This is a genomic window from Bradyrhizobium sp. 139 (assembly GCF_023074175.1).
In the GTDB taxonomy this organism is placed as follows: Bacteria; Pseudomonadota; Alphaproteobacteria; order Rhizobiales; family Xanthobacteraceae; genus Bradyrhizobium.
Window position 1 is genome coordinate 22,511 of record NZ_JADPKS010000117.1, and the last position, 12,585, is coordinate 35,095.

At 65.1% G+C, this 12,585-nt stretch carries 13 protein-coding genes; 6 read left to right on the forward strand and 7 right to left on the reverse strand.

Annotated elements, in window-relative coordinates:
- Nucleotides 1-96: 96 nt before the first annotated feature.
- Nucleotides 97-1,488, reverse strand: a complete 1,392-nt coding sequence (locus IVA80_RS27315; RefSeq protein WP_247437479.1) for a M48 family metalloprotease — start codon at nt 1,486-1,488, stop codon at nt 97-99.
- A gap of 133 nt (nt 1,489-1,621) precedes the next feature.
- Nucleotides 1,622-2,473, reverse strand: coding sequence for a thermonuclease family protein (locus IVA80_RS27320; protein WP_247437481.1), 852 nt, complete (start codon nt 2,471-2,473; stop codon nt 1,622-1,624).
- Between the two features lie 262 nt (nt 2,474-2,735).
- On the opposite strand from IVA80_RS27320, the gene IVA80_RS27325 reads away from it, so the two are divergent.
- From IVA80_RS27325 to IVA80_RS27335, 3 genes are all read left to right on the forward strand, one after another.
- Nucleotides 2,736-3,941 (forward strand): ABC transporter substrate-binding protein, encoded by a 1,206-nt coding sequence (locus tag IVA80_RS27325; protein ID WP_247437462.1) that lies wholly within the window; start codon nt 2,736-2,738, stop codon nt 3,939-3,941.
- Nucleotides 3,942-4,103: 162 nt separating this feature from the next.
- Nucleotides 4,104-4,895 carry an enoyl-CoA hydratase gene (locus IVA80_RS27330; protein ID WP_247437463.1) on the forward strand — a complete coding sequence of 264 codons (792 nt, stop codon included), beginning with the start codon at nt 4,104-4,106 and terminating at the stop codon, nt 4,893-4,895.
- Nucleotides 4,896-4,897: 2 nt separating this feature from the next.
- Nucleotides 4,898-5,647, forward strand: a complete 750-nt coding sequence (locus tag IVA80_RS27335) for a hypothetical protein (RefSeq protein WP_247437464.1) — start codon at nt 4,898-4,900, stop codon at nt 5,645-5,647.
- Between the two features lie 172 nt (nt 5,648-5,819).
- Here IVA80_RS27335 and IVA80_RS27340 read toward each other — a convergent pair whose 3' ends face one another.
- From IVA80_RS27340 to IVA80_RS27350, 3 genes are read right to left on the reverse strand one after another with little or no spacing between them, the layout of a single operon-like run.
- Nucleotides 5,820-6,632 carry an enoyl-CoA hydratase/isomerase family protein gene (locus IVA80_RS27340; protein WP_247437465.1) on the reverse strand — a complete coding sequence of 271 codons (813 nt, stop codon included), beginning with the start codon at nt 6,630-6,632 and terminating at the stop codon, nt 5,820-5,822.
- 15 nt (nt 6,633-6,647) lie between these two features.
- Complete coding sequence (locus IVA80_RS27345; RefSeq protein ID WP_247437466.1) at nt 6,648-7,808, reverse strand: acyl-CoA dehydrogenase family protein; 1,161 nt, start codon at nt 7,806-7,808, stop codon at nt 6,648-6,650.
- A 17-nt stretch (nt 7,809-7,825) separates the two neighbouring features.
- Nucleotides 7,826-8,887, reverse strand: a complete 1,062-nt coding sequence (locus IVA80_RS27350) for an acyl-CoA dehydrogenase family protein (RefSeq protein ID WP_247437467.1) — start codon at nt 8,885-8,887, stop codon at nt 7,826-7,828.
- Between the two features lie 248 nt (nt 8,888-9,135).
- Here IVA80_RS27350 and IVA80_RS27355 point away from each other — a divergent pair, with 248 nt between their 5' ends.
- Nucleotides 9,136-9,921, forward strand: a complete 786-nt coding sequence (locus IVA80_RS27355) for an SDR family oxidoreductase (protein ID WP_247437468.1) — start codon at nt 9,136-9,138, stop codon at nt 9,919-9,921.
- Nucleotides 9,922-10,068: 147 nt separating this feature from the next.
- Here IVA80_RS27355 and IVA80_RS27360 read toward each other — a convergent pair whose 3' ends face one another.
- The gene (locus tag IVA80_RS27360) at nt 10,069-10,341 is read right to left on the reverse strand and encodes a GlsB/YeaQ/YmgE family stress response membrane protein (RefSeq protein WP_187436112.1); all 273 of its coding nucleotides are present in this window, start codon (nt 10,339-10,341) and stop codon (nt 10,069-10,071) included.
- Between the two features lie 42 nt (nt 10,342-10,383).
- Entirely contained in the window at nt 10,384-10,992 is a 609-nt protein-coding gene (locus tag IVA80_RS27365) for a YidB family protein (protein WP_247437469.1), read from the reverse strand.
- 167 nt (nt 10,993-11,159) lie between these two features.
- Here IVA80_RS27365 and IVA80_RS27370 point away from each other — a divergent pair, with 167 nt between their 5' ends.
- Nucleotides 11,160-12,161 (forward strand): 2-dehydropantoate 2-reductase, encoded by a 1,002-nt coding sequence (locus tag IVA80_RS27370; protein WP_247437470.1) that lies wholly within the window; start codon nt 11,160-11,162, stop codon nt 12,159-12,161.
- Nucleotides 12,162-12,186: 25 nt separating this feature from the next.
- On the forward strand, nt 12,187-12,402 hold the full coding sequence (locus tag IVA80_RS27375) for a hypothetical protein (protein WP_247437472.1): 216 nt from the start codon (nt 12,187-12,189) through the stop codon (nt 12,400-12,402).
- The last annotated feature ends 183 nt before the right edge of the window (nt 12,403-12,585 follow it).

Consider the following 12,585-nt stretch of genomic DNA (forward strand, 5'->3'; position numbering starts at 1 on the left):
GGGTGGGCAAAGGCGCGTAGCGCCGTGCCCACCATCCGCAAACAATTGCGGCGAGAATGGTGGGCACGCTTCCGCTTTGCCCACTCTACTGCGGCGTCAATCCGCCACGACCTTCACGCGATCCCGCACCTTCACCTGCGCGTTGCGATCGAGACCGTTGAGCACGCGGAAGCGCTCCGCGGGATGGTCGACGCCGGCCATGCGGTGGGAGAGCGATTCCACGGTATCGCCGGGCTGCACGGTGATGACCTTGATGCGCAGGGGGCGCGCGGCCTGGATCTCCTCGAGCGTCAGGCGGCGGAATGAATTGACGGTCTCGCGCGCGTTGCGCTCGCTCTCGGTCGATTTCTGCCTTGCCGCGAAGATGAAGCGATAGACATCGCTGCCGAAGCGCAGCGCATAGACCTTGAACTGCCACTGATCGCCCTTGGCGGTAGCGGACGCAGCCGGAAAACCGTTGATGGTGATGTCCTCGGTGGAGGCCTTCTCGACGCCCTCCATCCAGCCGGAATTCAGGTAATCGCCGAGCGACTGCTCGGCTGGCACCCGCACCACGTCGAAGCGCATCGCCTGCGAGCCGCCGTCACGCACGCCGATCACCGCCTGCGCGGTATTGTCGAGCGTGAAATTGTCCGGCGCCTGGAAGGTGAAGCCGAGTTTTGGGTGCAGGAAACGCCGGCCGCGCACAAAACCTTCGCTGGGATCTTCGCCGTAGACGAGGTTGTCGATTGCGGCGAGGTAGGTCTCGCGGTCGCGCTCGGCGCCCTCAGGCGCAGCATATTGCCGCGCGATGGTCTGCGCATTCTGCACGCGCTCAGGGGTGGCCGGATGCGACGAGGTGAAATCCTGCGCGCGCGGATCGAGCGAAGTCTTGCCGACCTTCAGCTCCGCATTTCGCTCCATCGCCGAGAGGAAGCGCGCGGCGCCATAAGGATCGAAATGCGCGCGGGCGGAAATGCCGACGCCGATGCCGTCAGCCTCGAACTCCTGGTTGCGCGAAAAGCTCGCCATCGTGAGCTTGGTCTTGGCGAGCGCGAGCGCGGTGAGGTCGGGATCGTTGCTCATGTCGGTGACGACGCGGGTGACGATCGCGGCCTGGCGCGCCTGGTCCTCGCGCATCGCGGCATGCTTGGACAGCACATGCGCCATCTCGTGGCTGAGCACGGAGGACAATTCCGACGTGTCGCTGGCGAGCGCGAGCAGGCCGCGCGTGACATAGAGCTGGCCGTTCGGGAGCGCGAACGCGTTCACCGCGCCGGAATTGAGGATGGTGACCCTGTAGCCCTGGTCGGGGCGGTCGGACGCGGCGACCAGCCGGTCGACGGTCTTGCTCACCAGTGATTCGAGCCTGGGATCGTCATAGGCGCCGCCATAGCTCGCCAGAATACGCTCGTGCTCCTTCTCGGTGGCGGGGGTCTGCGCAACGGCCGGCTTCGGCTTGGGCATCGCGACCATTGGCGGGGTCGCCGCGGCCTGGAACCGGCCCATATCGCCGCAGCCGGCGAGTACCATGCCCAGCGCAAGGCATAGCACGGCCGGCGCAGCCCGCAGGCGGCGTCGTTCACTCCATACGTGCCGTTCTAGCACCCCATTCACGTCGCTTAACCCGTGCCTGGCCCTTTTAGGGCCTTACCCCTGCCGGCTCGTTCGCGCCCAGCAACTCGATCTGTCCCACAAGGCGCACATCGATCCGCGGCCCTGTATTCCCTTCGACCCAACCTCGAACTCGAATACGCTTATTTTCCAATAACTTAAGGACGATCCCGGCGCTTTCGAACGCCTGTAAACTGCGCTTTGAAATAGTCACCGCAAAGCCGCGTGTCCAGTTCCGTCCAAAGTTGAGGTAGGTCATTGCCCCAGCTTGTCGGACCGACAGGACTTTGCCCTCGACCACCATAAAGCGCCCCATCCCCGCCAAAATATCGTCCGGACTTTCCGCGTTTTTTATGGCCGAGGGGTCAGCCCAGTTGCCGTTTTTTTGGCGCCGCGCCTCTGCCTCCGCCGCGATCAGGGCGGCCGCGCAGTCCCTGTCCGCGATCTCCGCGGAGATCATGGCGTCGCCTTGGGCGAGGAGTGCGGCCTGGACGGAGGTGCCGCTTTCGCCCATGAAGACCAGTGCACCTTGGCGTCCATAACGATCGGGCGTGTCCTCGGTGCCGCGCAGGGTTACGTCGCGGCCGACGAGCAGTGATGTCAGCGCCTGCTTCGTCGATGCCGTCGGCTCGATCCCGGTGAGACGGACCTCGCGACCGTCATCGAGACGGATGCTCCGCGCATCGACGATCGCCGCAACGCGGCCCTCGCCTTGGGACTCGAACTGGCACGGGCTCGCGCGTGCGGCGTGACTCGCGGCCAGGAGAATTGCGACGATGAGGTGAAGCCGTTGCGTCACATGACCCGGAGAGGTTGCGTTACGTGTCAGTTTTAACCCAAACGCGGCGGATCGCGAAGAGCCTTCGTCGCACTCCGTCATTGCGAGCGCAGCGAAGCAATCCCGAATCCCTCCGCGGAAAGACTCTGGATTTGCTTCGCTGCGCTCGCAACGACGGCGTGGAAACAGGTTATCCGATCGCACCATTCCGCTTTGCGGAAAACGCGCGTCGATCGCGAGACGCACATCGCGCTTCTGCTTGCTGCGCTCTGGCGCATGCGGCATGATTGCGGCAACAGCTTCAGCCAAGAGCAATAACCAAGCCGCCATCAGAGTACGGCGCGATAAGGGAGGTCTTTTTTCAATGAAGAGAATTTTGTCGAGCATTTTTGCCGCGTCGTTTGCCCTGAGCGCAAGCGCCGTGCAGGCCCAGGACAAGCCGCCACTCAAGATCGGCGGCATCCTCGACATGTCGAGCCTGTATGCCGACATCACTGGTCCCGGCAGCGAGACCGCGGCCAAGATGGCCGTTGAGGATTTCGGCGGCGAGGTGCTGGGCCGCAAGATCCAGGTGATGGCGTCCGACCATCTCAACAAGGCCGATCTCTCGGCCAACATCGCCCGCGACATGCTCGACAACCAGGGCGTCGAGATGATCTACGACGTCGCGGCCTCCGCGACCGCGCTTGCCGCCGGCGAGATCGCGAAAGCGCGCAACAAGATCATCATGTTCAACGGCCCGGGCTCGATCCGCCTCACCAACGAGGCCTGCGGCCCCTACACTATCCACTACGTGTTCGACACCTATGGCCAGGCCAACGTGAGCGGCCTTGCCGCCGTGAAGTCGGGCCTCGACACCTGGTTCTTCCTCACCGCCGACTACGCCTTCGGCCAGGATCTGGAGAAGGACACCAGCGCCGTCGTCACCAAGACCGGCGGCAAGGTGCTCGGCGCCGTGCGCCATCCGCTCAACACGTCGGATTTCTCGTCGTTCCTGCTTCAGGCGCAGGCCTCCAAGGCCAAGGTGATCGGGCTCGCGAACGCCGGCGGCGACACCGTCAACGCCATCAAGCAGGCGGCCGAGTTCGGCATTACCAAGGGTGGCCAGAAGGTCTCGCCCCTGCTCGCCTTCGTCTCCGACATCGATTCGATCGGGCTGGAGACCGCGCAGGGCCTGCTGCTGGCCGAAGCGTTCTACTGGGACCTCAACGACGACACGCGCGCGTTTTCGAAGCGCTTCATGGAGCGCACCAAGCGGGTGCCGACCTCGGCGCAGGCCGGCGTCTACTCTTCCGTCACGCATTATCTGAAGGCGGTGAAGGCCGCCGGCACGACGGATGCGGCCGCGGTCATCAAGGTGATGAAGGAAACGCCGATCAACGACTTCTTCGCCAAGAACGGCAAGATCCGTGAGGACGGCCGCATGATCCACGACATGTACCTGTTCGAGGTGAAGAAGCCGTCGGAGTCCAAGGGCCGCTGGGACGACTACAAGTTGCTCGCCACCGTGCCCGGCAGCGAAGCGTTCCAGCCGCTGGAGCAGTCGCGTTGTCCGCTGGTGAAGAAATAGTCGCGTCGAGCGAGCCGCACATGAGCTGTCATCCCGGGGCGCGACGAAGGCGTGAGCCCGGGATCCATCGGGCGGCAGTGACGGTTGAGGAATGGATTCGGGCTCGCGCCAAGAGGCGCGCCCCGGAATGACGGAGCAAAACAACAACGAGGGAGACCACCCATGAGCAACGACATGGTCCTGCAAAAGCTCGAAGGCGGACTGCTCACGATCACGATGAATCGTCCCGAGCGGAAGAACGCGCTCAACCCCGACATGGTAGCCGGGCTGGTCGAGGCGGCGCGGCGCGCGGCCGACGATCCGGAGGTGCGCGCGGTGCTGTTCAAGGGCGCAGGCGGCTCGTTCTGCGTCGGCGGTGACGTCAAATCGATGGCGGCAGGCCGTGCGCCGCTGCCGTTCGAGGTGAAAATGGCGAACCTGCGCCGCGGCATGGAGGTCTCGCGCATCCTGCACCAGATGCCGAAGCCCGTGGTGGCGCAGCTCGATGGCGCCGCGGCCGGCGCCGGTCTTTCCATGGCGTTGTCCTGCGACCTGCGCATCGCCTCCGAATCCTGCAAGATCACGACCGCCTTCGCCAAGGTCGGCTTCTCCGGCGACTACGGGGGCACCTATTTTCTCACCCAGCTGCTCGGCAGCGCGCGGGCGCGCGAGCTCTATCTGACCTCGCCGGTGCTCACGGCGAAGGAGGCGCATGCGATCGGCATGGTGACGAAAGTCGTCCGCGACGCCGAGATCGACTCCGCCGCGCACGAGCTCGCGCTATCGCTGGCGCAGGGGCCCTCGATCGCGCTCGGCTTCATCAAGCGCAACATCAACAACGCCGAGCATCTGGCGCTGGAAGATTGCTTCGACGGCGAGGCCATCCATCACACCCGTTGCAGCGACACCGAGGACCACAAGGAAGCCGCGAAAGCCTTCGTCGAAAAGCGCAAGCCGACCTTCAAGGGCGCATGACCATGGCACCCTATATGCGGCTGCGCCAGATCTGCCTGGTCGCGCCGCAGCTCGCGCCTGTGATCTCCGACATCGCCGAGATCATGGGCCTCGCCGTCTGCTACCGCGATGGCAATGTCGCCAAATACGGCCTGGAGAACGCGCTGCTCCCGGTCGATACGGTTTTGCTCGAGGTGGTCGCGCCGTTCAAGGGCGGCACCACCGCCGGCCGCTTCATCGAGAAGACCGGCGGCCGCGGCGGGTACATGGCCATCTTCTGCTGCAACGATCCCGACGAGCGCGGCAGGAATGCCGGCGCCATGGGCGTGCGCACTGCGAACGTCATCGACCACGCGCCCTATCACGGCGTGCAGCTTCACCCCCGCGACTGCCGCGCCGCCTTCATCGAGTTCAACCACACCCAAGGCAGCGATGATATTCTGGGCCCGTACCCGCCGGCGGGGCCGGACTGGCAGAAGTTTATCCGCAAGGACGTGACGCAGGCGCTGACGGGTGTGGAGATGCAGAGCCCGGATCCGGAGGGGCTCGCGGAGCATTGGGGCAAGATCATCGGGGTTGTGCCTGATGGCAATGCCGAATTGAAACTGCCCAATGCCACGTTCCGCTTCGTTGAAGGCGCGAGCGAGATCATGAGCGCGCTGGAGTTTCGGGTGGTTGATGCCGCGCGGGTGCTGCATGCGGCGCGGGCGAAGGGGCTTGCGGTGGCGGGCAACGAGTTCTTGCTGGGCGGGGTAACTTTTCGCGTTAGTTGATTGCTAGTGATCCGTCACCCTGAGGTGCTCGCCTCTTCGGCGAGCGTCGAAGGGCGACGGCCACCAGCCGGGCCGTTCATCCTTCGAGGCTCCCTGCGCGGTGCTGTGCACCGCGCAGCTCGCGCCTCAGGATGACGGGTTGAGAGAGGGCGTGCAGCGACACGGCGCGCGATCACCGTCCCTTGAAGTTTGCGACGCGGCGTTCTTCCGTGGCCTTCACGCCTTCCTTGAAATCTTCCGTCGCGCGCAGCCGCGTCTGCTCGCCGAGCTCATGGTTGGTCGCTGCCATGACGCGATCGGCGAGTGCCGCGCGCATCGTGGCGCGGGTGGAGAGGAGGCCGAGCGGCGAGCATTCGGCGATCTCGCCGGCGAGCTTCATCGCGGCTGATTTCACCTGGTCCTGCGGCACCAGTTCGTTGGCGAGGCCCCATTTGACCGCTTCTTCGCCGGTGACGCGGCGGCTGGTGTAGAACATCAATTCCGCGTTGTTCTTGCCGATCAGCTCGGGCAGCGTCACCGTCAGGCCGAAGCCGGGATGGAAACCCAGCTTGGTGAAGTTCGCGGAGAAACGCGCTTCGGGGCAGGTGACGCGGAAGTCCGCGGAGACCGCGAGGCCCAGGCCGCCGCCGATGGCAGCGCCTTGCACGGCCGCGACGATCGGCTTCCTGGCGCGAAAGATGCGCACGGCCTGGATGTAGAGATGGTTGATCGGTCCCAGATTGTCGGCCGGGTCGCCCTTCTTCTCGGCTTCGCGTGCCTCCTGCGCCTGCCGCGCCGGATCACCGAAATTGGCGCCGGCGCAGAACGCCTTGCCCTGCGCCGAGAGAACGGAGGCGCGAATCTCGATATCGCGGTCGAATTCGTCGAGCGCATCCGCGATCTGGTTGATCAGCGAGATGTCGAAGAAGTTGAGCGGCGGGCGGCGGATTTCGATGGTGCCGACGTGCCCGACTTTCTCGACGCCGATATCTTTATAAGTGCTCATGATGTCCTCGAAGGTTTAGCGGAGGCCAAGCCCGCGGGCGATGATGCCGCGCAGAACTTCAGTTGTGCCGCCTTGGATGGTGAGTTTCGGTGCGGTCTTGATGGCGAAGTCGAGCTGCCGCTCCAGCGTCTCGCGATTGGTCGCGGTCTCCTCGACGAAGGCGGCGAGATCGCGCACGCGGTGCGGAAGCTGCTGCTCCCAGACCGTCCCGATGTCCTTGACGATGGACGCCTCCACCACCGGCTCCTTGCCGGCCTGCAGCATGCCGGCGACGGAGACCGACATGCGCCGCATGGTGTGGAGCTGGGCGACAAGGCGGCCGATGCCTTCGGCGCTGCGCGTGTCCGGGTTCGGACCGACTGCGCGGACCAGCTCGGTCAGCACGTAATAGGTTTCGAGGAAGCGTTCCGGCCCGGAGCGCTCATAGGCGAGCTCACTCGTCGCCTGCTTCCAGGCGCCGTCGACTTCGCCGAGGACGTGATCATCGGGCACGAAGAAATCGGTGAAGACGACCTCGTTGAACTCGTACTGGCCGGTGATCTGGCCGATCGGGTTCACCTGGATGCCCGGCTGCTTCATCTTGACCAGGAACTGGGTCAGGCCGTGACGGCGGTTTTCCTTGGTCGGCTGCGAGGTCCGGAAGATCGCGATCATGTAGTCAGCGATATGCGCCGACGAGGTCCAGATCTTGGTGCCGTTGATGAGATAACCGCCGTCGGTCTTGGTCGCGCGCGTCTTCGCGGCGAACAGGTCCGAGCCGGAATTCGGTTCGCTCATGCCGATGGCAAAACAGACCTCGCCGCGGCAGATGCGCGGCAGGATGTCCATCTTGATGTTTTCAGGGGCGTATTTCAGCAGCACTGGCCCGCTCTGGCGGTCGGCGACGAAGAAGCGCCGCGTCGGCGCGTTCGCGACGCGCATCTCTTCCGTCACCACATAGCGTTCGAGGAAGGAGCGCTCCTGGCCGCCATATTTCTTCGGCCAGGTCATGCCGAGCCAGCCCTTGGCGCCGACCCGGCGGGAAAATTCCGGCGCGTCGGTGTCCTCGCGGTTGGGCTTGTGCGGATCGAAGGTGCCGGCAGCGATTTCGTCGGCGAGGAACGCGCGCACTTCCTTGCGCAGCTGCTCGCATTTTTCGGGCAGGCGGATCGGATCGAAGCGGAGGGCAGCAGTCATTTTGTCTCGTCCCCTGGTCAGCGCGACGCCACGAGCGGCCACAATTCGTCGGCGCCGCGGTTTGCGACGAGCTTGCCGAGCTCGACGGCCCAGTGGCTCTCCGAACCGAAGTCGTCGCGCCAGGCCAGCGCCCGCAGCGAATAGCGGTGCAGGATGTGCTCCACGGTAAAGCCGATCGCGCCGTGGACCTGATGCGCGATAGCGCCACCTTTTTCCGCGGCTTCCGCGCAGCGGATCTTTGCCGAGGTGGCTTCGAGGTAGACCTCGTCGTTGAACGAGCTTGCGTTTGCGATGGCGTCGGCCGCGGATGTCGCGGCCGCGAGCGCCGCGGCGGATTCGCCGGCAAGGCGTGCGAGATTGTGCTGCACCGCCTGGAATTTCGAGATCTTCTTCTCGAAGGCGACGCGTTCGTTGGAATAGCGCACGGAGATGTCGAGCATCGCCTCCAGCGCCCCGGCAATCTGAAGGCTGCGCGCGACGCCGCCCATCAGCATCAGAGTGGTCTGGTCAAAGCCCTTCGCTGGCTTGACGGTGACGGGCTGGACCTTGTCGAGCGTCACGGTGTCGCTGTGGTCGTAGCCGACGTTGAGACCGGCTTCGATCCGGCCCTTGCTCGCATCGATCAAGGCAATCGAGACGCCATCCTTGCCGTGCGCCAGCACCGCAAAATGCTTCGCCGCCTTGGCAAAGGGCACGCCGCGGGCGCGGCCGGAGAGCGCGCCGTCGGCATCAAGCGTGATGCGATCCTTCGGGCCCGCCGGCAGCACCGTCATCTCGCCTTCGGGTGAGGAAATCCTGGCCTGCGCCAGCAGCCAGCCCGCCAGCATGGTCTCGGCCAGGGGAACCGCGACGGCGAAGCGGCCGGCGGCGTTGAGCAGCGCAAAACCGTCGGCAAGGCTCGCGCCGGAGCCGCCGAGATCGTCAGGCACCCAGGACAACGGCAGGCCGGCTTCGCTCAGCGCCTGCCACAGCGGCGCCTGCCACGAATCCTTCTTGGCGTTGTTGACGGTCTGCGGATCGGCGAGATCGGCGAAGATTTTCTCCGCGGTCTCGACGACGATATTGTCACTCTCCGCCACAGCGTTCCCCGTGTTTTGCCATTGGCGCGTTCCGCCCGGTCGGTGCGGCGCGCGGCCTCTTCTTGCGCCCGATGATCCGAAAAAGCCATGGCCCTGACAAGCGTTGATCGCAGGCCCATCTGCGGCACCGGCATGGGGGCAAGAACCGATCTGGACTAATTCCGCTTAGCGGAGTTTGCTCGATTTGCAGGGCGCGGCAAACTCGCTAAACAAGGCGCCGATATTCAATCAAGGGGAAGGAAATCCGGATGGCAAAAGACGTCTTGTGCGCAATCGTGACGGGGTCGGCATCCGGACTTGGTGCGGCGACCGCGGAAATTCTCGCGCGGAGCGGGGCGCGGCTCGTCATCAACTATTCCTCGAGCCAGAAGGAAGCCGAAGCCACGGCCGAACTCTGCCGCAAGGCCGGCGCGGCGGAGGTGCTGGTCGCTCAGGGTGACGTCTCGAAGGATGACGATTGCCGCAAGATTGTCGCGGCGGCAGCCGGCTGGGGCCGGCTCGACGTGCTCGTCAACAACGCCGGCACCACCAAGCATGTTGCCCATGGCGATCTCGACGGATTGTCGGCTGAAGATTTCCAGCGCCTCTACGGCGTCAACACCATCGGCCCGTTCCAGATGGTGCGCGCGGCGCGCAGCCTGCTGGAGGCCGGCGCGAAGGCCTCGGAGCGGCCGTCCGCCGTGGTCAACATATCTTCGGTTGCGGGCATCAGCGGCGTCGGCTCGTCGATCGCCTATGCCGCGAGCAAGGGCGCGCTCAACACCATGACGTTGTCGCTGTCGCGCGCGCTGGCGCCGCTGATCCGCGTCAACACGGTATGTCCCGGCTATATCGACACGCCCTGGTTCACCAAGGGCCGTGGCGAGGCCGGCGCAAAGCAGGTGCGCGACAGCGTGGTGGCGAAGGTGCCGCTCAAGGTCGCCTCAACCGCGGTCGACATCGCGCAGCTGGTTTGCTTCCTGGCGATGCCGGCCTCCAGCAACATGACCGGCGAGGTCGTGCGCATGGATGCGGGGATGCATTTGGTGACGTGATTGCGCGGCACGCTCTCTCCACGTCATGGCCGGGCTTGCCCGGCCATCCACGTGTTACCTCGCGGATAGAAGAACGTGGATGCCCGGGACAGTCCCGGGCATGACGATTGAGGAGGCAGTGTGCCTTTCCCTCGACGGCTTACGCCGTCACCCCTTGATCACGCCGCTCGCGACCAGGCGGTGCCAGATGAACAGCACCACCACCGCGCCGATCGTGGCCATGATGAAGCCGGCGCCCTGGTCGGGACTGTAGTGCCCGATCGCCTGGCCGACGAAGGTCGCCAGGAACGCGCCGACGATGCCAAGGATGGTGGTGAGGATGAAGCCGCTCGGGTTGTTCGGTCCGGGCGCCAGCCAGCGCGCGATGAGGCCGGCGACGAAGCCGACGACGATGATCCACAACAGGCCGCCCATGCTCATGTCAGTGCTCTCCTTCCCGAGAACGCGTAGATCAAACTTCGATTAAATTCTGCCCGAGAGCTCGTTCTCGGTCGGCAGCCGTCCATCGGGCGTCAGATGGTCGATCACCTGCGGCAGGTACTGGCTGAGGCCGGAGAGCAGTTCGTCGCGTGACAGGCCGCTCTGGGCCGACAGGCTCTCGATCTGGTCGGCGCCGAGTGCGTTGGCGAGATCGCCGGGCGCGATCGGCTTGTTCTCGCCCTTGCCGACCCAGGTATTCGCCGTCTCGCTCTGGCCGCCCTGCTGAAGCTGATTGAGGAGATCGCCGAGCCCGCCGCTGAGCACGGTACCCGCCGCGCCGCCTGCGAGCAGGCCGCCGAGGCCGCCCTTGAGCAGGTCACCGAGGCCGCCACCTCCGCCAAGTGCGCCACCGAGGCCACCGCCAGTGCCCGCATTTACCGGCGGGGGAAGGTGCGTCGGCGTCGGCGTCGGGGACGGCTGTGGCGCCGCGCCGGGCTGGCCTGCCGTCATATGCTTGAATGCCTTCCAGGCGAGCAGGCCGAGAAGCGCCATGGTCATGGGGGACATGCCGCCAGAGGATTGCTCAGAACTGGGCGTGCTCGGGCCGCGTGGGCCGTTCTGCATGCCGTTGAGGACGTCGAGTAGACCCATGGTGCTCTCCTTTGGCGTTCTCGTCGGCGAGTTCTCGCCGGTGACAGCCCCCAGGCAAAAACATATGGGGCTCTCATGACGGTTACAAGGCGAATGCGTCGCAACCGCAATGGGCACTCGACGTCACGTCTGCTATCGAAGGCCGGATGTTAAGGGAGCAGGGTCAGGTGGTTACGGATCGACCGATCGTGGTGGCCGGCGCCGGCGCCATCGGCTGTTTTGTCGGAGGCCAGCTGGCGGCCTCAGGCCGCCGTGTCGCGCTGCTGGTGCGGCCGCGGGTGAAGACCGAGATCGAGCGGTTCGGCCTGCGCCTGACCGATTTCGACGGTTCCGAGCAGAAGCTTGGCGGAGGCCAGCTCGCGCTGTCGGAGGAGCCTTCGATCTTTCATAGCGCCGGCATTGTGCTGGTCACGGTGAAGAGCGCCGACACGGCCGATGTCGCGGACCAGATCGCGCAACACGCGCCGCAGGATGCCGTCGTCGTCTCCTTGCAGAACGGTGTCGGCAATGTCGCGGTCCTGCGCGACCATCTCGCTGGTCGGCGCGTGCTTGCCGGCATGGTGCCGTTCAACGTGATCGCGATGGGCGAGGGCCGTTTCCATCGCTCGACGTCCGGCGACATTCATGTCGGCGAAGACGAGGCGAACACGGCTGCAGCGCTGTCGGTCCCCGGCCTCGCCATGCGCGCCAGCCGCGACATCGCCGGCGTGCAATGGGGCAAGCTGATCATCAATTTGAACAATGCGCTCAGCGCGCTGTCCGACATGCCGCTCGCCGCACAACTGGCGAACCGCGACTGGCGAAGATTGTTCGCCGACCAGATGGCGGAGGGCCTTGCTGCGCTGAAGGCCGCCGGCATCACGCCGGTGTCGGCGACGCCGATCCCGCCGAACTGGACGCCGACATTGCTGAGATTGCCGGACATGATCTTCAACGCGATCCTGGGCCGCACGATGAAGATCGATCCCGAAGCGCGCTCCTCGATGTGGCAGGACCTGAAGCAGGGCCGCAAGACCGAGATCGACTATCTCCAGGGCGCGGTCATCGCGCTCGCCGAGCAGAACAAGGTCGACGTGCCGCTGATGCGCCGCATTGTTGCGCTGATCAAGCAGGCCGAGGCGGCAGGCAATGGTCCGCCGCGGCTGACGCCGCAGCAGATCCGCGGGTAGCGCTTGAGTGCGATGGAGAAACGCGATGAGGCGTTATTTTGTGATCGGGCTGGCACTGGCCGCGCTCTGCGGTGCAGCTGCGCTCGCCTACGCGAGGCCGCCGACGGTCATGAACTCGCCCGGCTATGACAGGCGATTGCAGGAGAGCAGGTCGCAATTGGGCAGTTCGCCGACGGCAACGGCGCCGGCGGATGCGCCGGTGGCCAAACCGAAGCGCAGCAAGAAGAAGCCGCCGAACTGACGGTGCAGGATTTGTAGGGTAGGCAAAGCGAAGCGTGCCCACCATTTCTTCTTGCTCGGCGGTGGTGGGCACGGCACGCGAAACGCGCGCCTTTGCCCACCCTCATATGGGGATTTGTAAGTCAAGCCTGTTCGATCTGTCCGGGTAAGGGACTTACGATAGGAGGGCGGCGCGCGGAGCCAT